Raw genomic sequence first — 23,583 nt, 5'->3', positions numbered from 1 at the left:
AACTGGCCCAAGTGCAAGGGCTGCCTATACCGCCGGGCACTCAGAGAAACGGCTCCCACCAGCAGCACCGAATCATGGGCCTGTGACAGGCCCTGTCCTCGGAGGCATCTCGCCTGGCACGGCGGGAACAATTTCGCAGCCTGCTGCCGGGCCGAACATCACACATCCTGCCCCAGCAAGCCTCGGCACGCCGCCAGCGCTTCCGCCCAACTTGCCGCGGACGGGTTCTAGCTCCCCGACCGGTGGAAGGCCGTCTGCCAGTCCACTGAACCCGGAGAGCCAGCGCAACGGCTCAGCCGCCGCTCCACGCGCCACCCCACCTGGGCTTATCGGAGGCGCACCTGTCGGCGGACAGGGACAACCGAACCGGTCCGCGCCGCGCAAGGTCAACCCAGTTGGCGGTGTCATCGGCGGAGGCGGAGCAGGCACCTCTCCCACCGGAGCAGCGGGTTCTCGACCTGGCGGCGCTCGAGCTTCTGGCACCTTTTCAGTTCCGGCAAGCGGAAACGCAGCGGGTGGACCGATGGGTTACCAACCAAAAACGAGCCGCGGACGTGCCGATCAGGCGAAGGAATCGGCGTGGGATCCGGACAATCCTTGGGAAACGCAAAAAGGCGTCGAACCAGTGATGCGACCCCCCGAGGATGAGGGCCCGATAGATCCAGGGCCGGCCATCGGCTTTAACAGGTGAACCTAGATCGCGGCCAGGTTAGCGTCGCACTACTGGCAACTTTAGCGGCATTGACGGGCGCAGCAGTTACCCCCGTTCACCTCGAACTCAAATCATCATCTTCGGAGAAGCAGTGGCACCTTCAATACTTGAAGGCAACACAGGCACACACCCTTAACCAGGGCGAAAATGTCATTGTCGCGGTCCTAGATACTGGTGTCTCCCCTCATCCCGACCTTGGGGGGAACCTACTTAAGGGCGCAGACCTGATCCAAGGCGGATCTAGCGTAGGCCGAAGCGATTCGAGTGGACATGGAACGGGAATGGCGGGTCTAATCGCGGCGACCGGCCGCGGAGGTTCCGCTCAAGGAATTGCACCCCAGTCCAAAGTTCTCCCGGTAGTAGTGACACCGCCCGACGGTCGTGGAGACCCTGATGTACTGGCGGAAGGAATTGACTTCGCAGCCTCGCAGGGCGCCAAGGTGATTAGCATTTCCAGCGTAGGCGGCGCAAGCCCGAAGCTAGTTCAAGCAATCCGCACTGCAACAGCGGCGGATATCACTATTGTCGCCGCTGCCGGCAACCGACCGGAGGATGCCTTCGTTGGCTACCCCGCCGTTGAGGAATCGGTAATCGCCGTTGGCGGAATCGACAGAACAGGAAACCACGCCGCGATCTCGGTGGCCGGACCTGAAATTGATGTCGTAGCGCCGGCCGTTGACATCTATAGCACCGGACTCAACAAGGGCTATCGAGTCGGCACCGGCACGTCGGATGCGACTGCGATCGTTGCCGGGGCTGCTGCTCTCATCCGCTCCAAGTACCCCAACCTCCCTGCCCAGGAAGTCGCCCACCGGCTGACCGCCACCGCCGTCGACAAGGGACCACCCGGTCGCGACGACCAGTACGGCTACGGCGTCATCGACCTGGTCGCCGCGCTCACCGCCGACGTACCGCCGCTCGGCTTCGAGTCCTCCAACGTCACGCCACCGGCGTCAGCGGAGGCAGCACCCGACAAGGGCGACGACGGCAGCGCGACCGTACGCGGGCTCGCCACCCTCGGTGTGCTGGTGGCGGCGGGCGGCGGGTACCTGTTCTGGCGGCGCCGCCGACGTGCCGACGACCCGCCGCCGAGGGTCAGCCGGTAGCGTCGGCGGGGTGTCGACCTCCGTACCGGTGCGCCTCGTGCTCGCCTCGCAGTCTCCCGCCCGCCGCAAGTTGCTCCAGGCCGCCGGGATCGAGCCGGACGTGCTGGTCAGCGGCGTGGACGAGTCGCAGGTGGTGAGCGATCGGGCCGAGGATCTGTGCCTGGAGCTGGCCCGGCTGAAGGCGCAGGCGGTACGTGATCGGCTGCGGCCCTCGCCGGACGAGCGCACGCTGGTGCTCGGCTGTGACTCGGTACTCGCCTTCGACGGCGAGATCCTCGGCAAGCCCGATGACGCGGCGGACGCCACCCGGCGGTGGCAGCGGATGCGCGGGCACAGCGGTGTCCTGCACACCGGGCACTGCCTGATCGACGTGACCCACGAGTCGCGCGCCGAGGCCGTCGCCTCGACCACCGTGCACTTCGCGGATGTCAGCGACGACGAGATCGCCGCGTACGTGGCGACGGGCGAGCCGCTGGCCGTGGCGGGCGCGTTCACCATCGACGGGCTGGGCGGGGCGTTCCTGACCGGGATCGAGGGTGACCCGGGCACGGTGGTGGGGTTGTCCCTGCCGTTGCTGCGCCGGCTGCTCGCCGAGGTGGAGCTGAGCATCGTCGACCTGTGGACGAAGATCGCGCCCGGGGGCCAGGAGATCGAACATCTCGGCTAACGTCCGGACATGACCACGAAGCCGCTGCCGCTCACCCCGGAACTGCACGCCTACCTGGTGGCCCACGGGTCCGCCCCGGACGAGATCGTCCAGGAGCTGGCCGAGGAGACCCGGGCGGCCCTGCCCGCCGAGGCGGTCATGCAGGTCGCGCCCGAACAGGCCGCGTTCCTGACGTTCCTGACCCGGCTGCTCGGCGTACGGCAGGCGGTCGAGGTCGGCACGTTCACCGGCCTCTCCTCGCTGGCCATCGCCCGAGGGCTGGCCGAGGACGGCCGGTTGACCTGCTTCGACATCTCCGAGGAGTACACGGGCGTGGCCCGGCGCTACTGGCAGCGCGCCGGCGTGCAGGACCGCATCGAGCTGCGCATCGGCCCGGCCGCGGAGACGCTGCGCGAGCTGCCCCGCGAGCGTTACCTGGACTTCGCGTTCATCGACGCGGACAAGGTCGGCTACCCGATCTACTGGGACGAGCTGGTGCCGCGTATGCGTCCCGGCGCGGTGATCGCCGTCGACAACACGCTGCGCGACGGCCGGGTGCTCGCCCCACGCAACGCCGACGACCGGGCGATCGCCGCGTTCAACGACGCGGTCATCGCGGACGTCCGGGTCGAGGCGGTCATGCTGCCGATCGCCGACGGGGTCACACTCGCCCGGGTGCTCTGAGCCGACCGAACACAACCTCGCCGAGGTGGCGGTATCCCTGAGCACCGGATACCGCCACCTCGCCGACATGGAGTCGATCAAGCCACCCGCACCAAGCAAGCAGCGCACGGCGGCCATGACACCCACCGCCGACGACCTCACACTCGCCCGGACGCGCTGAGCCGACCGAACACAACCTCGCCGAGGTGGCGGCATCCCTGAGCACCGGATACCGCCACCTCGCCGACATGGAGTCGATCAAGCCACCCCGCACCAAACAGGCAGCGCACGGCGGCCATGACACCCACCGCCGACGACCTCACACTCGCCCGGACGCGCTGAGCCGACCGAACACAACCTCGCCGAGGTGGCGGTATCCCTGATCGCCGAAGCCGCCACCTCGCCGAAGTGGAGTCGATCAAGCCGCGCGGACCGGCGCGGGCAGGGCACGGCCCAGCCGCACGGTCAGCAGCACCGCCACTGCGATGAACGCGGGCAGCAGCAGGAACGCCGGGTGCGGGCCGACGCCGTCGGCCACCCATCCGAGGGCCACCGGCGCGATCCCGAAACCCACACCCATCGAGTACGCGGACCAGCCCGCCGCCTTGTCCGCGGCCGGACCGGCGACGGCCAGCGCGATCGAGATCGCCAACGGGTAGTGCAGCGCGTTGCCGAGCCCGAGCACGACCAGCCCGGTGACCGCGAGCCAGCCGACGGTGCTGCCCCAGAACAGCGCGAACCCGGCCGTCGAGACGGTGAGCGCGCCGAGCAGCAGCGGCACCGGCGCCCAGCGCAACGCGGCCCGGCCACCGGCGAGCCGGCCGGCGAACATGCCGCAGACGATCGCAGCGACCGCCGCCGACGCCCCGCCCGCGCTCAGCCCGGCATGGGTCCGCAGCACGTCGGCGGTCCACAACGACAGGCAGACCTCGATCGACCCGGTGACGGACATCAGAACCCAGGCGATCCAGTACGCACGCGGCAGCCGCCCCGCCGCACCGGAGCCGAAGGAGGAAACGGGCTCCCCGGAGGCGGGAACGGCCGAGGCCCGGACGGAGGAATCGGTGGCGACGGCCTCGACGGCACCGGAGGCGGGAACAACCGAAGCGGGCACGGCAGGAGCGGGAACGACCGAAGCCGGGACGGCAGGAGCGGGGACGACCGAAGCAGGCACCACGGGAGCGGGGACGACGGGAGCTGGCACCACGGGAGCAGGCACCACGGGACCGGGGACGACCGAAGCAGGCACCACGGGAGCGGGGACGACGGGAGCAGGCACGACGGCCTCGGAAACCCCGAGGGCGGGGACGGCGGAGACCCGGGTGGAGGCGGCCACGGGGACGGGCATGCCGGCAGCCGCGTCAGCGGGGGCGGTTTTCGGCCCGCGTACCCGGAAGGTCAGGGCGGCGAGCGCGACGAGCGTGATCAGCCCGACCTCGACGGCCATCAGCGGTCGCCAGCCGAGACCGGCGTCGACGGTGGCGCCGATGGTCAGCGGCGCCAGGATGCCCATGCCGGCGCAGGCCGCGTTGGCCTCGGTGAGCGCGGCGGGGGCGGCGGGTCCGTGCCGGGCGGTGAGCACCACGCTGACGCCGCTGACGACCATCATGCCGAAGGTGGCGATGACCGCGACGGAGGCGAGCGTGGCCGGCAGCGGACGGAGCAGGCCGAGCGCGGTGACTCCGGCGGCGACACCGGCGAGGCCGAGCCAGATGGCCGGGCCGCGGCCGAGGCGGCGGGCGACCGGGGCGAACAGCGCGCCGCCGGCGAGCGCGCCCACGGCGATGCCGGTGCTGTGCAGGCCGGCGACGGCGGCGCTGGTGCCCTGTTCGTCGCGGAGCAGGGGTACGACCGGGCCGAACCCGTAGAGGAAGAAGCCCCACAGACCGAGCTGGGCGTAGGTCAGCCAGGTGATCCGGTCACGGGTGAGGCGGGGCACCGGCCTTACGCTACGCGCGCCCGGCCGGTGCCCCGCCCCTGCTGAGAGGTAGGTCTCCCCTGCTCAGCGGACGCTGCGGGCGAACTGGCGGGCGGCCCAGAACACGCCTGCGGCGGCGAGCACCGCGATGATGCCGAGGCCCTGCCAGACGCGGTCGTTGCCGAGGTCGCCGTTGAACAGCGCACGGGTGCCCTCGACCGCCCAGGAGAACGGGTTCCACTTGGCCACGCCTTGGAGCCAGCCGGGGGCGAAGGTGAGCGGCAGCAGGATGCCGGAGAGCAGCAGCACCGGCTGCGCGACTGTGTTCATCAGTGGGGCGAGCGCGTCCTCGCTCTTGACCTTGAGCGCGATGCCGTAGGAGACGGCCGAGGTCATCAGCGCGATGAGGGCGAGCATCAGGTACGCCAGGAGCAGGTTGCCGATGAACACGCGCAGGTCGAACGCGAGCGCCAGCAGCGTGATGATGATCGCCTGAGCGATCAGCGAGACGACGTCGCGCAGCGAGCGGCCGAGCAGCAGGGCGAGCCGGCTGACCGGGGTGACCCGGGAGCGCTCGATCACGCCGGCGCGCAGCTCGGCGATCAGGCCGAACCCCTGGAACAGGCCGCCGAAGATGGCCAGCAGCACGAGCAGGCCGGGCACGAAGATCTTGTACGCGGCGGCCTGGGTGGGCGCGTTCAGCGCCGGCTTGAGCAGCGGGGCGAACAGGAGCAGGTACATCACCGGCTGGAAGACGCCGACGAAGATCCATACCGGGTTGCGCAGCAGCAGTTGCGTCTGGCGCTGGAAGATCAGCCAGGTGTCGCGGGCGAGTTTCATGACAGCTTCTCCGGGGGTCAGGACTCGCGCAGCGAGCGGCCGGTCTTGGTGAGGAAGACGTCGTCGAGGCTGGGGCGGTGCAGCTCGATCGAGCGCAGGTCCAGCCCGGCGTGGTCGAGGCGGCGCAGCACCTGCGGGATGGCGGTGGCGCCCTCGTCGACGTAGAGGCGCAGGCCGCCCTCGTCGACGGTCTCCAGCTTGCTCACGTACGCCTCGGTGTCGAGCAGTTCGGCGGCGCGCGGGGTGCTGGGCGCGTCCAGGCCGACGATCACCACCTCGCCGGAGATCTCCCGCTTCAGCTCGGCCGGTGTGCCCTCGGCGACCACCTCGCCGTGGTCCATGATCGCGATGCGGTCGCAGAGCGCGTCCGCCTCGTCCAGGTAGTGCGTGGTGATGAAGACGGTCATCCCCTCGGTGCGCAGCCGGCGGATCTCGTCCCACATGTGCGCGCGGCTCTGCGGGTCGAGGCCGGTGGTCGGCTCGTCCAGGAAGACGATCTTCGGCTCGTGGATGATGCCGAGCGCGATCTCGACGCGCCGGCGCTGACCGCCGGAGTAGGTCTTGCACTTGCGGTCGGCGTACTCGGCGAGCTGGAACGCTTCGAGCGCGCGCTCGGCGCGGCGGTGCGCCTCGGCCTTGCCGATGCCGTAGAGGCGGGCCTGGAGGACCAGCTCCTCACGGGCGCTCGACTCGTCCCAGGTGCTACCGCCCTGTGCCACGTAACCGATCCGGCGGCGCACCTCGGCCGGGTCCTTGCGCAGGTCGGCGCCGGCCACAGTGGCCTCGCCACCGTCCGGCTCGATGAGGGTGGCGAGCATCCGCAGCGTGGTGGTCTTGCCGGCGCCGTTGGGCCCGAGGAAGCCGAAGATCTCCCCCGCCGCCACGTCGAGGTTGACGCCGCGGACCGCGTCCACGGTCTTCGTCTCGCGACCCGCGCGGGAGCGGTACGACTTCCGCAACCCCCTGGTCTCGATCATTTCTGCTCCTGGTCGTCCGGGCGGACCTGAGCGGCCGCCGATCGTCCGCGAGGACGCACGAATCCCCCGCGATTCCCGCTGAGGCTAACGCGATATAGCTCTTTTGGTCAACGTTGATTATGTCGTGTCACCGTGATCCGTCGGACCAGCCCGACCAGCCCTCGGCCTGCTCCATCCCATCGGGCAGGTACGACACTCCCGACTCGATCCGCTCCGCGATCCGCTCGCACCAGGCCGTCTCCGCCTCGGCGCGGGCCAGCCACAGCTCGAACATCCACCCGACGTGCACCGGCTTGCGGGTGCGCACCCAGTCCGAGTCGAGCGAGGCCCGCATCGACTCCACCCCGGCCCGCAGCAGGTTCGCCCGGTTGCGCAGCGCCGCCGCGGCCTCGTCGCGGGGCATCGCCGGCAGGAAGGAGAACGCCGCGACGAACGGATCGGGCGGCTCCTGGACCTGCCACCACTGCGCCCGCAGCAGCGTCTCGAACTCGTCCTCCCCCTTCGCCGTCACCTCGTACGTGGTGCGCGCCGGACGGGCGCCCACCTGCTCGACCGAGACGGTCCGCAGCAGGCCCTCGTCGGTGAGCTTGCGCAGCGCGTGGTAGATCGAGCCGGGCTGCACGTTCGCCCACTTGTCCGCGCTCCAACTGAGCAGTTCGCGGCGCACGTCGTAGCCGTGCACCGGCTGCATCCACCTGACCAGGCCGAGAATCATCATCCGCGTCGCCGACACGGGACAAGCGTAATAACCAAGTTTGACTACAGTGCCGCATCCCACACTGAGCGATCGTTAGGCTCCGCAGCTCGGCCGCTAAACTCCCGGCAACGACCTCCCGGGAGGAGCCACAAGGTGCGCAAGGTTCTCATCGCCAACCGCGGCGAGATCGCCGTCCGCGTCATCCGCGCCTGCCGCGACGCCGGGCTGGCCAGCGTCGCCGTCTACGCGGACTCCGACCGGGACGCCCTGCACGCCACGCTCGCCGACGAGGCGTACGCCCTCGGCGGCGACACCGCCGCGGACAGCTACCTGCGCATCGACAAGCTGATCGACGTGGCGGCCCGCTCCGGCGCGGACGCGGTGCACCCCGGCTACGGCTTCCTCTCCGAGAACGCCGACTTCGCCCAGGCCGTCATCGACGCCGGGCTGACCTGGATCGGCCCCACCCCGCAGGCGATCCGCGACCTGGGCGACAAGGTGACCGCCCGGCACATCGCGCAGCGCGCCGGCGCGCCGCTGGTGCCCGGCACCCCGGACCCGGTGGGCAACGCCGACGAGGTGATGGCGTTCGCCGTCGACCACGGCCTGCCGGTCGCCATCAAGGCCGCCTTCGGCGGTGGCGGGCGCGGCCTCAAGGTCGCCCGCACCATGGAGGAGATCCCGCACCTGTTCGAGTCGGCCACCCGCGAGGCGGTCGCCGCGTTCGGCCGCGGCGAGTGCTTCGTCGAGCGCTACCTGGACAAGCCGCGCCACGTCGAGGCGCAGGTGCTGGCCGACCAGCACGGCAACGTGATCGTGGTGGGCACCCGGGACTGCTCGCTTCAGCGCCGGCACCAGAAGCTGGTCGAGGAGGCGCCCGCGCCGTTCCTCACCGACGCCCAGCGGGCCCAGATCCACGACAGCGCCAAGGCCATCTGCCGGGAGGCCGGCTACCACGGTGCCGGCACCGTGGAATACCTGGTCGGCGTGGACGGCACGATCTCGTTCCTGGAGGTCAACACGCGGCTCCAGGTCGAGCACCCGGTGACCGAGGAGACCGCCGGCATCGACCTGGTCCGCGAGCAGTTCCGCATCGCCGACGGGGAGAAGCTGCGCTTCACCGAGGACCCGACGCCGCGCGGGCACGCCATCGAGTTCCGCATCAACGGCGAGGACCCGGGCCGCAACTTCCTGCCCGCACCGGGCACCGTCACCGCCCTGCGCCTGCCCTCCGGGCCGGGCGTGCGGGTGGACACCGGCATCTCGGCCGGCGACGTGATCGGCGGCAACTTCGACTCGCTGCTGGCCAAGGTGATCATCGTCGGCGAGACGCGTACCGAGGCGCTGGAGCGGGCCCGCCGGGCGCTCGACGAGATGGTGGTCGACGGCATGGCCACGGCGCTGCCCTTCCACCGCCTGGTGATCCGCGACGAGGCGTTCACCGCCGAGCCGTTCACCGTGCACACCCGGTGGATCGAGACCGAGTGGGACAACACCGTACCGGCCTTCACCGCCACCGCCGGCGCCGCCGACGAGCCGGCCGAGCGCGAGACCGTCGTGGTCGAGGTGGGCGGCAAGCGGCTGGAGGTCGTCCTCCCCGCCGGGCTCGGCGCGGGTACGGCGGCAGCCGCGCCCGCCGCGAAGAAGCCGGCCCGCCGGGGTGGCGGAGGCAAGGCGGGTGCCGCGGTCAGCGGTGACACGCTCACCTCCCCGATGCAGGGCACGATCGTGAAGATCGCCGTCGCCGACGGCGACGAGGTGGCCGAGGGCGAGCTGGTGGTGGTGCTGGAGGCGATGAAGATGGAGCAGCCGCTGCACGCGCACAAGGCCGGCACTGTCAGCGGGCTCGCCGCCGAGGTCGGCGCGGTGATCACCGCCGGCGCGGCGATCTGCACCATCGCCTGAGGTGTAAGGAAGGGCCCCTTCTTAACGCCTGAGGTAGAGAAGGGGCCCCTTCTTAACAGCGCGGGGCCGGGTGGTCTGAGCCACCACCGGGGGCGGGAGCGCCGCCGGGCGGGAATGATGGCCGGGTGCGGTTCCTTCACGGCGCGGTCCCCGCGCACGACCTGACCTACAACGACGTCTTCATGGCGCCCAACCGTTCCGAGGTGGGCTCCCGGCTCGATGTCGACCTGGCCACCACCGACGGGACCGGCACCACGATCCCGCTCGTGGTGGCGAACATGACAGCCGTCGCGGGCCGGCGGATGGCCGAGACCGTGGCCCGGCGCGGCGCGGTGGCGGTGATCCCGCAGGACATCCCGATCGAGGTCGTCGCCAACGTGGTCGGCTGGGTCAAGCAGCGGCACCTGGTGCACGACACGGCGATCACGCTCGGCCCGACCGACACCGTCGGCGACGCCATCCACCTGCTGCCCAAGCGTTCGCACGGCGCGGTGGTCGTGGTCGACGCGGACGGCCGGCCGATGGGTGTGGTGACCGAGGCGGACACCGTCGGGGTGGACCGCTTCGCCCAGCTCCGGCACGTGATGTCGACCGAGCTGCACACCGTTCCGGCGGACGCGGACCCGCGTACCGGATTCGATCGGCTGTCGGCGGGCCGGCGGCGGCTCGCGCCGGTGGTGGACGGCGACGGACGCCTGATCGGGGTGCTGACCCGGCAGGGCGCTCTGCGCGCCACGCTCTACAAGCCCGCAGTGGACGACCGGGGGCGGCTGCGGATCGCCGCCGCAGTGGGCATCAACGGCGACGTCACCGGCAAGGCCGCCGCGCTGCTGGAGGCCGGGGTGGACACGCTCGTGGTGGACACCGCGCACGGGCACCAGGAGCGGATGCTCCAGGCGCTGCGGGCGGTCCGCCGGCTGGACCCGCCGGTGCCGGTGGCGGCCGGGAACGTGGTGACCGCCGACGGCGTACGCGACCTGGTCGACGCGGGCGCGGACATCGTGAAGGTCGGCGTCGGACCGGGTGCGATGTGCACCACCCGGATGATGACCGGCGTGGGCCGCCCGCAGTTCTCCGCCGTGCTCGACTGCGCGGCGGCGGCCCGCTCGCTGGGGCGGCACGTCTGGGCCGACGGCGGCGTACGCCACCCGCGGGACGTGGCGCTGGCGCTCGCGGCGGGCGCCTCGAACGTGATGATCGGCTCCTGGTTCGCCGGCACCTACGAGTCCCCCGGCGACCTCTACACCGACGCCGACGGGCGGCGCTACAAGGAGAGCTTCGGCATGGCGTCGTCGCGTGCGGTGAGCGCCCGTACGGCCGAGGACAGCGCGTTCGACAGGGCCCGGAAGGCGATCTTCGAGGAGGGCATCTCCTCGGCCCGGATGTATCTGGACCCGAACCGGCCCGGCGTCGAGGACCTGATCGACGAGATCATCTCCGGCTTACGCAGCGCGTTCACGTACGCGGGGGCGCGCAGCCTGGAGGAGTTCCACGAGCGGGCGCTCGTCGGCGTGCAGAGCGCCGCCGGGTACACCGAGGGGATGCCGCTGCCGACGAGCTGGTGACGCCCCGATCGGCCCGCCGGCTCAGTCGAACAGTCGCTTGATCACGGTGCGGGCGGCGGCCTCCGGGTCGTCGCCCACCCGTGGTGGCAGCGCGCCGGAGAGCCAGAGCGTGGCGAAGCCGTGCACGATCGACCAGGCCGCGAGCGCGTCCGCGTCCGGCTCCCGACCGGTGTGCCGGGCCACCCCCTCGCGCAGCACCTCCCCCGACCGGGCGCGGGCGGCGACCAGCTCCGGGTCGTCGGCCCGGTACAGCTCGGGCCGGAACATGACGTCGAAGTGCGCGCGGTGCCGCACCGCGAACCCGACGTAGGCCACGCCGGTGTCGAGCAGGTCGTCCCCGGCCTGCCGCAACGCGTCGGCGAGCAGGTCGAAGCCCTGCGTGGCGAGCGCGGTGAGCAGCCCGGCCTTGTCGCCGAAGTGGTGCGCGGGCGCGGCGTGCGAGACGCCGGCGCGCCGGGCCAGTTCACGCAGGCTCAGCGCGGCCGGCCCGGACTCGGCGATCGCCTCGGCCGCGGTGCTCAGCAGGACGCGGCGGAGGTCGCCGTGGTGGTACGAGGCCATGCCGTCACCCTAACTTGTCATTGACAAGATGGCACCCGTCGACGCAATCTTGTCAGCGACAAGATATTCGTCGGAGGGATCGACAATGGCACCCCTGATCGCACTCCTCGCCGGCACCGCGCTGGCCCGGATCGCCGGCCTGCTCGGCGTGGACGCCCTGGACGGGTGGCACCCCGCGCTGCGGGTGGGGCTGGCGCTGATGTTCGTGCTGACCGGCGTGGCCCACTTCGCGTCCCGCCGGGCCGACCTGATCGCGATGGTCCCGCCGTCGCTGCCCCGGCCCGGCCTGCTGGTCGCAGTCACCGGCGTGCTGGAACTCGCCGGCGCGCTCGCCCTGCTGTTCCCGGCCACCGCGCGCCCGGCTGCGGCCGGGCTGGTGCTGCTGATGCTCGCCATGTTCCCGGCGAACGTGTCCGCAGCTCGGCGTCACCTCACGCTCGCCGGCCGCCCGGTGACGCCGCTCGGCGTCCGTACGGTGCTCCAGGTCGTCTTCGTGGCCGCGGCGCTGGCGGTCGCCCTCGGCGGATGACCCGACGGCAGGCCCGGCCGGGACGGCCCCGGCGGGGACGCGGCTCAGGCCCGGGACGGCTCCGCCTCGGCGGGCGGGGACTCCCCGGTCTCCTCGTGGCGCACCGTCGGCAGGCGCAGGCAGGCGACCAGGCCGATCAACAGGAACCCGGCGCCCGCGAAGGCCGCGTACCTGGTGGCGTCGGAGAACGCCTGCTTCGCCTCCTCCGCGATCGGGGCGGTACGCGGGTCCGCCTCCAACCCGGTGATCGCCGCACCGGCGCTCTCCTTGACCGCGCTCACCACCTGGTCCCGCTGGACCGGGGTGAGTCCGGGCTGGTCGGCCAGGCGGTCGCCGAGGATCCCGCCGAGACCGGCGAAGAGCACGGTGCCGAGCACCGCGATGCCGAGCGCGGAGCCGACCTGCCGGGCGGTGCTCTGCAGGCCCGAGCCCTGGCCGCTGAGGCGTACCGGCACCTGCGACAGCGAGACGCCGGTGAGCTGGGCGGTGGCCAGGCCGACGCCGACGCCGTACACGAACAGGAAGCCCAGCGGCGCCCACCAACTGGTGTCCGGCGCGACCACGAACCCGAGCCCGGCCACGCCGACCAGTTCGGCGGCCACGCCGAGCTGGACCACCCGGGCCGCGCCCCAGCGCTGGGTCAGCGGCGCGCCGATGCCGCTGGCCAGGAAGCTGCCGACGGCGAGCGGCAGCAGCGCCAGGCCGGTTCGGAAGGCGCTGTAGCCGAGCACGTTCTGAAACCACAGCGGCAGCGCGAACAGCAGGCCGAACTCGCCCAGGCTGACGATCGCGGCGGCCAGGATGCCATTGCGGAACGAACCGATGCCGAACAACGACAGGTCGAGCAGCGCCGGGCGGCCGGCCCGGTTGCGGCGTACCTGCTGGGTCAGGAAGATGCCGAGCGCGACGAGACCCACCAGCGCGGCCACCGGCACCGGCGAGATCGACGCGGTCCAGTCCAGCCCGAACAAGCTGAACGGCCGCTCCCGTTCCCACCAGCCGTAGGTGCGGCCCTCGATCAGCGCGAAGACCACGCCGGTCATGCCGACCACCGAGAGCAGCGCGCCGAGCAGGTCCAGCCCGCGCTCGGCCCGCTCGTCGCGGGACTCGGCCACGAGCACGAGCGTCGCGACGATCACGGCCAGGCTGACCGGCACGTTGATGCCGAAGGCCCACCGCCAGGAGTACGTGGTGGTGAGCCAGCCGCCGAGCAGCGGCCCGAGCGCCGCCGCGCCACCGATCGTGGAGCCCCAGACGGCGAACGCGATGCCCTTCTCCCGGCCGGTGAAGTTGGCGTTGAGCAGGGAGAGCGAGGTGGGCAGCATCATCGCCCCGCCGACGCCCTGGAGCACCCGGGAGGCGATGAGTGTCTCGCCGGAACCGGCGAGCGCCGCGAGCACGCTCGCGACCACGAACACGGTGACGCCGACGAGGAACATCCGCCGCCGCCCGGACCGGTCGGCGAAGCGACCGGCGACCAGCAGCAGCGCCGCGAAGACCAGGGTGTACGCCTCCTGCACCCACTGCGCGTCGGTGGAGGTGATGTCGAGGTCCCGGATGATCTGCGGCACCGCGACGTTCACGATCGTGGCGTCCACGATGATCATCGCTACGCCGAGGCTGATGGCCAGCAGCCCGAACCAGCGTCCGCGCCCGTCGCCGCGCATCTCGCCCTCCTTTTAGCTAGATTTTCTAGCTACCCGAGATGCTAGCTTTATCCTGTGGAAGGGGTGCCGTCAACCGGAGAGCCCGCGCCGGGTCCGCCGCCGAGCAGCGAGGCCTCCCGCGCGCTGCGCGACGTGCTGCGGATCGCGGGTGACACCCGGGCCGCGCTGGCCCGCCGCCTGGGCCTCAACGCCACCGACGCCGCGGCGATCGACCACCTGGTCTCCAGCCCGGAGCCACTGGGCCCGGTGGAACTGGGCAACCGGCTCGGCATCCGGTCCGCCTCGGCGACCACGCTCGTCGACCGGCTCGTGCAGGCCGGTCACGTCGCCCGGACCCCGCACCCGTACGACAGGCGGCGACTCAGCCTCCAGGTGACCGAGAGCGCTGTGAGCGAGGTGCTGGAGGCGCTGCGCCCGATGCTCGTCGGCGTCGACCGGGCGGTCGCCCGGCTCACGCCCGAGCAGGCCGAGGCCACCACCGCGTTCCTGCGCGAGGTCACCGAGGTGATGCGGGAGTACGTCGCCACCGCCCCCGACGAGCCGTCCCGGGCACGCGCCGACCGCGGCTGAGGAGATTCTCAGAAATAGTTTGGGGCCTGATGGTTCGGGAGCTAATCTGACGCTCGTGAACATGGGCCCGCTCGTCCGCTTCCCCGACGCGTTGCACCACGCGCCGTTCGGCCGGCTGATCTCGATCGCCGGTCACGTCGTCGAGCAGCACTGGGGGCGTTACCTGGCCGAACACCACGGGCTCACGTCCGCCGGCATGCGGGTCCTGATGATCCTCCTCCGTTCCGGCGACGTGAGCCACCGGGAAATGGCCGAGCTGTGCTTCGTCCGGCCCGCCACGCTCACCGGCATCGTGGACACGCTCGAACGCGACGGCTTCGTCAGCCGCCGTCGCGACCCGGAGGACCGCCGCACGGTCCGGCTCACGCTGACCGACAAGGGCGGCGAGCACGCCCGCGCCATCATCGACATGATCCACAGCGACCGGCCGTTGACGTCGGTCGACGCCGACCCGGCCAACCGGGCGGTGATCCGCCAGTTCCTGATCGAAATCATCACCGGCATGTCCGACGGGGACCTCCGTCGGTTGAACCGGGACAGCGAGTCCGACACCGAGCCGCCAACGGGGAGCCATCCGTGTTGATCCGCCTGCTCCGCTCACATCTGCACCCGTACCGACGATGGCTGGCCGCCGTGGTGGCCTTCCAGTTCGTCGGCACCATCGCCTCGCTCTACCTGCCGAGCCTGAACGCCGACATCATCGACCGGGGCGTCGCCGTCGGCGACACCGACCAGATCCTGCGTACGGGCGGGTGGATGCTGGTGGTCAGCCTGCTCCAGATCGCCTGTTCGATCGCCGCCGTCTACTTCGGCGCGAAGACCGCGATGGCGTTCGGCCGCGACGTCCGCGGCTCGATCTTCCGCCGCGTCAACAGCTTCTCCGCCCGCGAGGTCGCCCGGTTCGGAGCACCGTCCCTGATCACCCGCAACACCAACGACGTCCAGCAGGTGCAGATGCTGGTGCTGCTGAGCTGCACCATGCTGGTGGCCGCGCCGATCATGAGCGTCGGCGGCGTGGTGATGGCGCTGCGCGAGGACGTCGGGCTCTCCTGGCTGATGCTGGTCTGCGTACCGGTGCTCGCAGTCGCGCTGGGCCTGATCATCCGCCGGATGGTGCCGGGCTTCCGGCTCATGCAGACCCGGATCGACACCGTCAACCGGGTGCTGCGCGAGCAGATCACCGGCATCCGGGTCGTCCGGGCGTTCGTCCGTGAGCCGTACGAGACCGACCGGTTCCGGGTCGCGAACACCGACCTGACCACCACCGCGCTGCGGATCGGACGGCTCCAGGCGCTGATCTTCCCGATCGTGATGCTGGTGCTGAACGTCTCCAGCGTCGCCGTGCTCTGGTTCGGCGCGGCACGGGTCGACTCCGGTCAGATCCAGGTCGGCGCGCTCACCGCGTTCCTGCAATACCTGATGCAGATCCTGATGGCGGTCATGATGGCCACCTTCATGCTGATGATGGTGCCCCGGGCGGCGGTCTGCGCCGAGCGCATCGAGGAGGTGCTGGACACCGACTCGTCGGTGGTGCCGGCCACCGACCCGGTCACCGAGGTCACCGGCCGCGGCGAGCTGGAACTACGCGGCGCCGGATTCCAGTACCCGGGCGCCAGCGCGCCGGTGCTGCACGACATCTCGTTCCGCGCCGAACCGGGCCGGACCACAGCGATCATCGGCTCCACCGGCGCCGGCAAGACCACGCTGCTGACGCTCATCCCCCGGCTCGTCGACCCGACCGCCGGCGCGGTCCTGGTCGACGGCGTGGACGTACGGGACCTGGCCCCGGACGAGCTGTGGCGGCGGATCGGGCTGGTGCCCCAGCGGCCGTACCTGTTCACCGGCACCGTCGCCAGCAACCTGCGCTACGGCAACCCGGACGCCACCGACGCGGACCTCTGGGCCGCGCTGGAGATCGCCCAGGCGCGTGACTTCGTCACCGAGATGCCGGGCGGGCTGGAGGCGCCGATCGCGCAGGGCGGCACCAACGTCTCCGGCGGCCAGCGGCAACGCCTGGCCATCGCCCGCGCGCTCGTCCGCAAGCCGGAGATCTATCTCTTCGACGACTCCTTCTCCGCGCTCGACCTCGGCACGGACGCCCGGCTGCGGGCCGCCCTCAAGCCGGTCACCGCGGACGCGGCGGTGGTGATCGTGGCCCAGCGGGTCTCCACGATCATCGACGCCGACCAGATCATCGTGCTCGAGGACGGGGGTGTCGTCGGGATGGGACGACATGAGGAACTGCTGGAGAGCTGCCCCACGTACGCCGAGATCGTCGCGTCGCAGCAGACGGCGGAGGTGGCCGCGTGAGCGCGCCGACCGGGGGGAACAGCGGGACGCCACCGGTTCCGCAGCAGAAGAACGAGCCGACGCGGCTGCCGCCGGCCGGACGGCGCCCCGCTGGCGGCCCGCCGCACATGAGCATGGGCATGCCGGCCGAGAAGGCGATGAACTTCGGGCCGTCGGCACGGCGGCTGCTGGCACGGCTGCGGCCGTACCGGCTCCAGCTCACCGGCGTGCTCGCGCTGGCCCTGGCCAGCGTCGGGCTCAGCGTCATCGGGCCGAAGGTGCTCGGCCACGCCACCGACATCATCTTCAGCGGGGTGATCGGACGGCAGCTTCCGCCCGGCACCACCACCGAGGCGGCGGCGGAGGCGGCCCGCGCCGAGGGCAACGGCAACTTCGCCGACATGCTGGCCCGGATGGACGTGATCCCGGGGGCCGGCATCGACTTCGACGCGCTGGGCCGGGTGCTGGCGTTCGCTGTCGTGCTCTACGTCGGCGCGAGCATGCTCCAGTGGGCGCAGGGCTGGGTGCTCAACGGCGTGGTGCAGCGCACCGTGCTGACGCTGCGCGCCGACGTGGAGGAGAAGCTCAACCGGCTGCCGCTGCCCTACTTCGACAAACAGCCCCGCGGTGAGCTGCTGAGCCGCGTCACGAACGACATCGACAACGTGTCGCAGACGCTCCAGCAGACGCTGAGCCAGTTGCTCACGTCGCTGCTCACCGTCGTCGGCGTACTCGGGATGATGTTCTGGATCTCGCCGCTGCTGGCTGTCGTCGCGCTCGTCGCGGTGCCGATGTCGGTGGTGGTCACCAGCCTGATCGCCAAGCGGTCGCAGGGCAAGTTCATCGCCCAGTGGAAGCACACCGGCGAGCTGAACGGCCAGATCGAGGAGGCGTACACCGGGCACGAGCTGGTCAAGGTCTTCGGCCGGCAGAAGGAGGTCGAGGCCGCCTTCCACGCCAAGAACGAGGAGCTGTTCCGGGCCGGCTTCGGCGCGCAGTTCGTCTCCGGGCTGATCATGCCGGCGATGTTCTTCATCGGGAACCTCAGCTACGTCGCGATCGCCGTGGTCGGCGGCCTGCGGGTGGCGTCGGGCTCGATGAGCCTCGGTGACGTGCAGGCGTTCATCCAGTACTCGCGGCAGTTCACCCAGCCGCTCACCCAGGTCGCGTCGATGGCCAACCTGCTGCAGTCCGGGGTCGCCTCGGCCGAGCGGGTCTTCGCCGTGCTCGACGCCGACGAGCAGAGCCCCGACCCGGCCGAGCCGGCCCGGGTCGCCGACCCGCACGGGCGGGTCGAGTTCGAGCACGTCTCCTTCCGGTACGACCCGGAGAAGCCGCTCATCGACGACCTGTCGCTGGTCGCCGAACCGGGTCACACGGTCGCCATCGTCGGTCCCACCGGCGCCGGCAAGACCACACTGGTCAACCTGGTCATGCGGTTCTACGAGCTGGACGCCGGGCGGATCACGCTGGACGGGGTGGACATCTCCACGATGCGCCGCGACGACCTGCGCGGCCGGATCGGCATGGTGCTCCAGGACACCTGGCTGTTCGGCGGGACCATCCGGGACAACATCGCCTACGGCCGGCCGGACGCCACCGAGGAGGAGATCCTCGCCGCCGCCCGGGCGACGTTCGTGGACCGGTTCGTCCGCAGCCTGCCGGACGGCTACGACACGGTGATCGACGAGGAGGGCAGCAACGTCAGCGCCGGGGAGAAGCAGCTCATCACCATCGCTCGGGCGTTCCTGGCCGAGCCGTCGCTGCTGATCCTGGACGAGGCGACCAGCTCGGTGGACACCCGAACCGAGGTGCTGCTCCAGCGCGCCATGGCGGCGCTGCGCTCGGACCGGACGAGCTTCGTCATCGCGCACCGGCTCTCCACCATCCGCGACGCCGACCTGATCCTGATGATGGAGCAGGGCCGGATCGTCGAGCAGGGCACCCACGACCAGCTCGTCGCCGCCGGTGGCGCGTACGCCCGGCTCTACCGGGCGCAGTTCAGCGGCGCGGTGATCGAGGACGAGGTGCCGGCGCCCGCCCCGGCCGGCCCGCCGGGGATGCGTGCCGGCGCCGGCACGCCGGTCGGGAACTGACGTGGACCCGGCCACAGGTCCGGCACCGGTCCCCGTCCGGGTGCCTCACCGGCACCCGGACGGGCCGGGGTCAGGCCGGGAGCAGCGCCGCCGACCGGCTCGCGACCACCGCGCCGATCAGGCCCAGCGCCTCGGCGGCGGGCATCGGGTCGAGCACCCGGCCGTCGCGCAGGCGCAGCGAGACCGAACCGTCGGCCGCCTCCCGGGGGCCGAGGACCCCGGTGTACGGGACGCGGCGGCGGGACGCGTCCCGGATCCGGGCGCCGAGCGAACCGGCGTGGTCCACCTCGGCCCGCAGCCCGGCCGCCTCTGCCCGGCGGGCCAGCCCGACGGCCGCGTCGGCCTGCGCCGCGTCCACCGGGAGGAGCAGCAACTGCACCGGGGCGTACCAGGCGGGGAACGCGCCCTCGTGCACCTCGATCAGGTACGCGAACAGCCGCTCCATGCTGCCGACCAGGCTGCGGTGCACCATCACCGGCCGTTTCCGGCGGCCGTCCGAGTCGGTGTACGACAGGTCGAACCGCTCCGGCTTGTCGAAGTCGAGCTGCACGGTGGAGATGGTCGACTCCCGGCCGGCCGCGTCCACGATCTGAATGTCGATCTTCGGGCCGTAGAACGCGGCCTCCCCCGGCGCCTCGACGACGTCCACCCCGTCGAGCGCCGCGCGGAGCAGTTCCTCGGCCCGCGCCCAGCCGGCGTCGTCGCCCACGTACCGCTGGTCCGGCCCGCGCAGCGACAACCGCAACCCGGCGGGACGGACGCCGAGCGCGGCGTGCGCCTCGCCGATCAGCCGCAGGATCTCGCGGACCTCGTCACCGACCTGCTCCAGGGCGCAGAAGTTGTGCGCGTCGTTGAGCGAGATGGCCCGCACCCGGGACAGCCCGCCGAGCACCCCGGAACGCTCCGCCCGGTACATGCCGCCCAGTTCGGCGACCCGCAGCGGCAACTCCCGGTAGGAGCGGCCGCGGGCGCGGAACACCAGCGCGTGGTGCGGGCAGAGCGCCGGGCGCAGCACGAACTCGTCGTCGGCGCTCAGCCGCATCGGCGGGAACATGTCGTCGGCGAAGTAGCCCAGGTGCCCGGAGCGCTCGAACAGTTCCCGCTTACCGAGCGGCGGCGAGTAGACGTGCTGGTAGCCGGCCCGGCGTTCCAGCTCCCGGACGTACTCCTCGACGGCGTGCCGGGCGGCGGCGCCGGCCGGCAGCCAGATCGGCAGCCCGGCGCCCGCGAGCGGGTCGGAGACGAACAGCTCCAGGTCCCGGCCGAGCCTGCGGTGGTCGATCATGTCGCTCTCCTTGATCGGGTACGACCCGGAGGCGAGCAGGCCCGGAACGCCGCGAGGCCCCGGAGCGGATCGCCCCGGGGCCTCGTCGACGGAAACGTCAGTGCGGCGCGCCGGGAACACCCGGCGTCGTGGTCACTACCGCGCTGCGCATGCCCGAACGATAGGCACGCGGACATCGACGGCGCATCTGAGTTTCAGAGAGTGGGTGCGGGTCGCCGGCACGGGACCTGCCGGCGACCCGCGGCGGCCCGGGCATCGGGAACGGGGGACCCGACGGCTCCGGTGCCGCGTCCGACCAACGGTACGCCGGGAATCGACGACGCGCCGCCCCGCCCCGGCGCGTATGCCCCGGTGACCCGTCACTCGCGGGCGGGCCGCCTCGTTTCACATCTACGGCCTGCCGGTGTCGGCTGTCACCGTGCGGTGGGGCCGGTGGTGGTGACGCCGGGCACGGCGTCAGGCTCGATCCGGTCGAACGGAGAACTCCGGCGAGGTGGCGGTCGTGGCCGAACTCATCTCTGACGTCGCGTCGCCCATGTGGGCGTACGCGCTGCTGCTGATCCTGCTGATCGCCGACGCCTTCGTCCCGGTGGTGCCGACCCAGCTCGTCATGATCACCAGTGGGGCGCTGACGGTGTACGGCGGGCTCAGCCTGCCGCTCACCATCGCGGTCGGCGCTGCCGGTGTGTTCATCGGTGACCTGGCCTGCTACCTGATCGGCCGCAGCACGCCGACCCGCCGCGCGGCACGCGCCACGCCACCCGGACGGGCACGCCGCGCCGTCACCCGGGTCACCCGTGGGCTGCGCGAACCGGGGCCAATGGTGATCCTGCTCTGCCGTTTCGTACCCGGCGGCCGGATGGCGGCCTGCTTCTCGGCCGGGCGCAGCCGCTACCCGTACCGCCTGTTCCTGCCGTACGAGGCGGCGGCGGCGCTCGCCTGGTCCAGCTACGGCACGCTCGTCGGCCACCTGGGCGGTACGGCGCTGACCCACTCGGCGTGGCGGCTGCTGCTGATCGGTGGGGTGGCCGCTGCGGGGTTCGCGCTGGCCGGGTGGGCGATGACCTGGATCAGCAGCACCCGGCAGACCCGCGCCGAGGCCACCGCCGACTCCGCCGGCAGCTGACCCCCGAGCACCTGATCGACGTAAAGGAAGCACAGGCCATGAGCGACGCGGCGAGATGGCACGACGTCAAGGCCAGGGCCCGGCGAATCGATCCTTCGTGGGACGACGCCGAGCGCGCGGCTCGGCGCAGACATCTCAGGGAGCAGATGCTGGCATCGATCGCCGCCGCGCAACCGGCGGGAGACCGGGCGGACGATCCACCTCGACCCGACCTCACCTGACGCGGTTCTCGGGGGGCCGGTAGGGGACGACCCGGGGAGCGAACTGGGTGGTGGTCCCGGATCCGTCTGGGGCGGTTCCGGCGACAGGCTGGCCGTATGCCTGGAACGCGGAGCAGCGGCCTGCTGGCCCTCGGCGGGATCGTCCTGGCGGCGGTGCTCGCGATGGTCGGTCATCTCGAGGTGAGCGACGACCTGGATCCCTGGTCGCTGACCGTCAGCGACTTCGCCGTCTCCGACCGGGGCGGCGTCATCGACACCGCGATGGCGGTGCTCGCGGCGGCCAGCCTGGTCCTGCTGCCGTCGCTGCGCCGGGCCGGTGCGGGCCGCGTGCCGCTCGCGCTGCTGACCGCCTGGTCGGCCGGGCTGCTGGCCGCCGCCGTGGTGCCCACGAACGAGCCGGGCACGCCCATGGACACCGCTGCGTACGTGCACCGGTACGCCTCGGTGCTGTCGTTCCTGGCCCTGCCGGTGGCCGGCTGGCTGCTCGCCCGTCACCCGGTCGCCGGAGCCGCCGCCTGGCTGCGCGGACTGACCGTGGCCAGCCTGGTGCTGGCGGGCGCGATGATCTGGTCCGCCTACCCGGGCGACCGCGCGCTGCTCGGCCTGATCGAGCGCCTCCTCATCCTCACCGAGACAGCCGTCATAACCACCCTGGCCCTGCACGCCACCCTGAGCCCCAGGACCAGCGCCGTCGATCATGCAGTTGCGACCCCGCACGGACCGGGCATACCGGTCGGATCGGGGGCCACAACTCCATGATCGACGAATGCCTGCGAACGGCTGCTACTCCAGCTCGTGGAGCATGAGCTGGCGGGCGGCCTCGGTGATGGAGCCGGACAGGCTCGGGTAGATGGTGATGGTGTGCGCCAGCTCGTTGACGGTGAGGTTGTTCTCCACCGCCATCGTGATCGGCAGGATCAGCTCGCTGGCCTTCGGCGCCACCACCACGCCGCCGATCACCTGGCCGCTCGCCGGCCGGCAGAACAGCTTGACGAAGCCGTCGGCCAGGTCGTCCATCTTCGCCCGGGCGTTGCCGGACAGCGGCAGCATCACCTGGCGGGCCGGGGTCTTGCCGGCGTCCACCTCGTCCTGGGAGACGCCGACGGTGGCCAGCTCCGGGTCGGTGAAGACGTTCGCCGCGACGGTACGCAGCCGCAGCGGCCGGACCGCCTCGCCCAGCGCGTGCCACATGGCGATCCGGCCCTGCATGGCCGCGACGCTCGCGAGCGGCAGCACGCCGGTGCAGTCGCCCGCCGCGTAGATGCCCGGCACGTTGGTACGCGAGACCCGGTCGACAGTCACGTAACCGCCCCGGGCCAGCTCCACGCCGTACTCGGCCAGGCCCAGGTCAGCGGTGTTCGGGATCGAGCCGACAGCGATCAGCGCGTGCGATCCGGTGACCTGGCGGCCGTCGGAGAGCACCACCTCCACCCCGTCGCCGACACGGCGGACCGCCTCGGCGCGGGAGTTGTTCAGGATGCTCATGCCCCGGTTGCGGAACACCCGCTCGATCGCCGACGCGGCGTCGGCGTCCTCGTGCGGCATGACCCGGTCCCGGCTGGACACGAGCGTGACCTTGACGCCCATGGCGAGGTACGCGCTGGCGAACTCGGCACCGGTCACACCGGAACCGACCACGATCAGGTGCTCGGGCAGCTCGGGCAGGTCGTACACCTGGCGCCAGGTCAGGATGCGCTCGCCGTCCGGTACGGCGGTGGGCAACTGGCGGGGGGTCGCGCCGGTCGCGACGAGCACCGTCGACGCGGCGATGGAGTATTCGGCGCCACCGTCGGCCGGGGTGACGATCACCCGGTGGGTGTGGCCGAGCGTGTCCTCGCCGAGCCGGGCGGTGCCGGCGACGAACTCGACGCCGGCCTTGACGAGCTTGGTGTGGATGTCGGCGGACTGGGCCAGCGCGAGCCGCTTGACCCGCTCGTGCACCGCCCGCGCGTCGACGGTGACCGCCTCCAGGCCGTCGGAGTGCACCCCGAACTCCTCGGTGTCCCGGTAGCCGGTGACCACCTCGGAGCTGGCGATGAACGTCTTGGAGGGCACGCAGTCGGAGAGCACGCAGGCGCCGCCGGCGCCCTCCGCCTCGACCACTGTGACATCGGCGTCCAGCTGTGCGGCGACCAGAGCCGCCTCGTACCCGGCCGGCCCGCCGCCGATGATCACGATCTGGCTCACAGAGCCATCCCTTCGTCGAAGCT

General features: G+C 71.7%; 22 protein-coding genes. 14 read left to right on the top strand and 8 right to left on the bottom strand.

The annotated features are described in order from the left end of the window. Positions 1 to 741: 741 nt before the first annotated feature. Genes ML5_RS05425 through ML5_RS33075 form a run of 4 tightly spaced genes read left to right on the top strand, consistent with a single transcriptional unit; the run spans position 742 to position 3,308 of the window. On the top strand, positions 742 to 1,818 hold the full coding sequence (locus tag ML5_RS05425) for a S8 family serine peptidase (protein WP_013474003.1): 1,077 nt from the start codon (positions 742 to 744) through the stop codon (positions 1,816 to 1,818). 10 nt (positions 1,819 to 1,828) lie between these two features. After that, a complete protein-coding gene (locus ML5_RS05420; RefSeq protein ID WP_013284039.1) occupies positions 1,829 to 2,485 on the top strand; it encodes a nucleoside triphosphate pyrophosphatase in 657 nt (218 codons plus the stop codon). 9 nt (positions 2,486 to 2,494) lie between these two features. Then, positions 2,495 to 3,148 carry an O-methyltransferase gene (locus tag ML5_RS05415; RefSeq protein ID WP_013474001.1) on the top strand — a complete coding sequence of 218 codons (654 nt, stop codon included), beginning with the start codon at positions 2,495 to 2,497 and terminating at the stop codon, positions 3,146 to 3,148. Between the two features lie 25 nt (positions 3,149 to 3,173). Further along, the gene (locus ML5_RS33075) at positions 3,174 to 3,308 is read left to right on the top strand and encodes a hypothetical protein (RefSeq protein WP_255348695.1); all 135 of its coding nucleotides are present in this window, start codon (positions 3,174 to 3,176) and stop codon (positions 3,306 to 3,308) included. Positions 3,309 to 3,545: 237 nt separating this feature from the next. Here the strand turns inward: ML5_RS33075 and ML5_RS05410 are convergent, their stop codons facing one another. From ML5_RS05410 to ML5_RS05395, 4 genes are all read right to left on the bottom strand, one after another. Beyond that, on the bottom strand, positions 3,546 to 5,066 hold the full coding sequence (locus ML5_RS05410; protein ID WP_013474000.1) for a sugar MFS transporter: 1,521 nt from the start codon (positions 5,064 to 5,066) through the stop codon (positions 3,546 to 3,548). A gap of 63 nt (positions 5,067 to 5,129) precedes the next feature. Then, positions 5,130 to 5,885, bottom strand: coding sequence for an ABC transporter permease (locus ML5_RS05405; RefSeq protein WP_013284036.1), 756 nt, complete (start codon positions 5,883 to 5,885; stop codon positions 5,130 to 5,132). A 17-nt stretch (positions 5,886 to 5,902) separates the two neighbouring features. Continuing rightward, on the bottom strand, positions 5,903 to 6,862 hold the full coding sequence (locus ML5_RS05400) for a daunorubicin resistance protein DrrA family ABC transporter ATP-binding protein (protein ID WP_013473999.1): 960 nt from the start codon (positions 6,860 to 6,862) through the stop codon (positions 5,903 to 5,905). 127 nt (positions 6,863 to 6,989) lie between these two features. Next, positions 6,990 to 7,580: a PadR family transcriptional regulator gene (locus ML5_RS05395; RefSeq protein WP_013284034.1), complete on the bottom strand. Its 591-nt coding sequence runs from the start codon at positions 7,578 to 7,580 to the stop codon at positions 6,990 to 6,992. 132 nt (positions 7,581 to 7,712) lie between these two features. Between ML5_RS05395 and ML5_RS05390 the strand changes: the two genes are divergently transcribed. Together ML5_RS05390 and ML5_RS05385 are read left to right on the top strand one after the other, a co-directional pair. Further along, a complete protein-coding gene (locus tag ML5_RS05390) occupies positions 7,713 to 9,464 on the top strand; it encodes a biotin carboxylase N-terminal domain-containing protein (RefSeq protein WP_013473998.1) in 1,752 nt (583 codons plus the stop codon). A gap of 125 nt (positions 9,465 to 9,589) precedes the next feature. Next, positions 9,590 to 11,029: a GuaB1 family IMP dehydrogenase-related protein gene (locus tag ML5_RS05385; RefSeq protein ID WP_013473997.1), complete on the top strand. Its 1,440-nt coding sequence runs from the start codon at positions 9,590 to 9,592 to the stop codon at positions 11,027 to 11,029. A 21-nt stretch (positions 11,030 to 11,050) separates the two neighbouring features. Here the strand turns inward: ML5_RS05385 and ML5_RS05380 are convergent, their stop codons facing one another. Beyond that, positions 11,051 to 11,590: a TetR/AcrR family transcriptional regulator gene (locus ML5_RS05380; RefSeq protein ID WP_013473996.1), complete on the bottom strand. Its 540-nt coding sequence runs from the start codon at positions 11,588 to 11,590 to the stop codon at positions 11,051 to 11,053. 85 nt (positions 11,591 to 11,675) lie between these two features. Here ML5_RS05380 and ML5_RS05375 point away from each other — a divergent pair, with 85 nt between their 5' ends. Further along, positions 11,676 to 12,119: a DoxX family membrane protein gene (locus ML5_RS05375; RefSeq protein ID WP_013473995.1), complete on the top strand. Its 444-nt coding sequence runs from the start codon at positions 11,676 to 11,678 to the stop codon at positions 12,117 to 12,119. Positions 12,120 to 12,163: 44 nt separating this feature from the next. Here the strand turns inward: ML5_RS05375 and ML5_RS05370 are convergent, their stop codons facing one another. Further along, entirely contained in the window at positions 12,164 to 13,786 is a 1,623-nt protein-coding gene (locus ML5_RS05370) for a DHA2 family efflux MFS transporter permease subunit (protein ID WP_013473994.1), read from the bottom strand. Between the two features lie 54 nt (positions 13,787 to 13,840). Between ML5_RS05370 and ML5_RS05365 the strand changes: the two genes are divergently transcribed. The 4 genes from ML5_RS05365 to ML5_RS05350 all read left to right on the top strand — a co-directional run bounded on the left by ML5_RS05365 (position 13,841) and on the right by ML5_RS05350 (position 18,741). Further along, the gene (locus tag ML5_RS05365) at positions 13,841 to 14,356 is read left to right on the top strand and encodes a MarR family winged helix-turn-helix transcriptional regulator (RefSeq protein ID WP_013473993.1); all 516 of its coding nucleotides are present in this window, start codon (positions 13,841 to 13,843) and stop codon (positions 14,354 to 14,356) included. A gap of 61 nt (positions 14,357 to 14,417) precedes the next feature. Then, on the top strand, positions 14,418 to 14,939 hold the full coding sequence (locus tag ML5_RS05360) for a MarR family winged helix-turn-helix transcriptional regulator (protein WP_013473992.1): 522 nt from the start codon (positions 14,418 to 14,420) through the stop codon (positions 14,937 to 14,939). After that, a complete protein-coding gene (locus ML5_RS05355) occupies positions 14,933 to 16,666 on the top strand; it encodes an ABC transporter ATP-binding protein (protein WP_013284026.1) in 1,734 nt (577 codons plus the stop codon). The genes ML5_RS05360 and ML5_RS05355 overlap by 7 nt, the downstream gene beginning before the upstream one ends. After that, positions 16,663 to 18,741: an ABC transporter ATP-binding protein gene (locus tag ML5_RS05350; protein ID WP_013473991.1), complete on the top strand. Its 2,079-nt coding sequence runs from the start codon at positions 16,663 to 16,665 to the stop codon at positions 18,739 to 18,741. The genes ML5_RS05355 and ML5_RS05350 overlap by 4 nt, the downstream gene beginning before the upstream one ends. A gap of 70 nt (positions 18,742 to 18,811) precedes the next feature. On the opposite strand, the gene thrS is transcribed toward ML5_RS05350, so the two are convergent. Further along, complete coding sequence (gene thrS / locus ML5_RS05345; protein ID WP_013473990.1) at positions 18,812 to 20,026, bottom strand: threonine--tRNA ligase; 1,215 nt, start codon at positions 20,024 to 20,026, stop codon at positions 18,812 to 18,814. Between the two features lie 502 nt (positions 20,027 to 20,528). Here thrS and ML5_RS05340 point away from each other — a divergent pair. The 3 genes from ML5_RS05340 to ML5_RS05335 all read left to right on the top strand — a co-directional run bounded on the left by ML5_RS05340 (position 20,529) and on the right by ML5_RS05335 (position 22,132). After that, positions 20,529 to 21,152: a DedA family protein gene (locus ML5_RS05340; protein ID WP_013473989.1), complete on the top strand. Its 624-nt coding sequence runs from the start codon at positions 20,529 to 20,531 to the stop codon at positions 21,150 to 21,152. Between the two features lie 38 nt (positions 21,153 to 21,190). Next, on the top strand, positions 21,191 to 21,373 hold the full coding sequence (locus ML5_RS31910) for a hypothetical protein (RefSeq protein WP_141722566.1): 183 nt from the start codon (positions 21,191 to 21,193) through the stop codon (positions 21,371 to 21,373). Between the two features lie 96 nt (positions 21,374 to 21,469). Continuing rightward, complete coding sequence (locus ML5_RS05335; RefSeq protein ID WP_013473988.1) at positions 21,470 to 22,132, top strand: DUF998 domain-containing protein; 663 nt, start codon at positions 21,470 to 21,472, stop codon at positions 22,130 to 22,132. Between the two features lie 24 nt (positions 22,133 to 22,156). Here ML5_RS05335 and ML5_RS05330 read toward each other — a convergent pair whose 3' ends face one another. Beyond that, positions 22,157 to 23,560, bottom strand: a complete 1,404-nt coding sequence (locus ML5_RS05330; protein ID WP_013284021.1) for an NAD(P)H-quinone dehydrogenase — start codon at positions 23,558 to 23,560, stop codon at positions 22,157 to 22,159. Positions 23,561 to 23,583 lie beyond the last annotated feature (23 nt).

The sequence above is a fragment of the Micromonospora sp. L5 genome, assembly GCF_000177655.2.
Classification (GTDB): domain Bacteria; phylum Actinomycetota; class Actinomycetes; order Mycobacteriales; family Micromonosporaceae; genus Micromonospora; species Micromonospora aurantiaca.
The sequence above is the reverse complement of the archived record's forward strand: the minus strand, read 5'-3'. Positions and strand labels throughout refer to the sequence as shown.

What these genes read in the sequence shown, in the direction of transcription:
- ML5_RS05415 (WP_013474001.1), top strand. Translation starts at nt 2,495, where the DNA reads ATGACCACGAAGCCGCTGCCGCTCACCCCGGAACTGCACGCCTACCTG.
- ML5_RS05405 (WP_013284036.1), bottom strand. Translation starts at nt 5,885, where the DNA reads ATGAAACTCGCCCGCGACACCTGGCTGATCTTCCAGCGCCAGACGCAA.
- ML5_RS05400 (WP_013473999.1), bottom strand. Translation starts at nt 6,862, where the DNA reads ATGATCGAGACCAGGGGGTTGCGGAAGTCGTACCGCTCCCGCGCGGGT.
- ML5_RS05395 (WP_013284034.1), bottom strand. Translation starts at nt 7,580, where the DNA reads ATGATGATTCTCGGCCTGGTCAGGTGGATGCAGCCGGTGCACGGCTAC.
- ML5_RS05380 (WP_013473996.1), bottom strand. Translation starts at nt 11,590, where the DNA reads ATGGCCTCGTACCACCACGGCGACCTCCGCCGCGTCCTGCTGAGCACC.
- ML5_RS05375 (WP_013473995.1), top strand. Translation starts at nt 11,676, where the DNA reads ATGGCACCCCTGATCGCACTCCTCGCCGGCACCGCGCTGGCCCGGATC.
- ML5_RS05370 (WP_013473994.1), bottom strand. Translation starts at nt 13,786, where the DNA reads ATGCGCGGCGACGGGCGCGGACGCTGGTTCGGGCTGCTGGCCATCAGC.
- ML5_RS05360 (WP_013473992.1), top strand. Translation starts at nt 14,418, where the DNA reads ATGGGCCCGCTCGTCCGCTTCCCCGACGCGTTGCACCACGCGCCGTTC.
- thrS (WP_013473990.1), bottom strand. Translation starts at nt 20,026, where the DNA reads ATGATCGACCACCGCAGGCTCGGCCGGGACCTGGAGCTGTTCGTCTCC.
- ML5_RS31910 (WP_141722566.1), top strand. Translation starts at nt 21,191, where the DNA reads ATGAGCGACGCGGCGAGATGGCACGACGTCAAGGCCAGGGCCCGGCGA.
- ML5_RS05335 (WP_013473988.1), top strand. Translation starts at nt 21,470, where the DNA reads ATGCCTGGAACGCGGAGCAGCGGCCTGCTGGCCCTCGGCGGGATCGTC.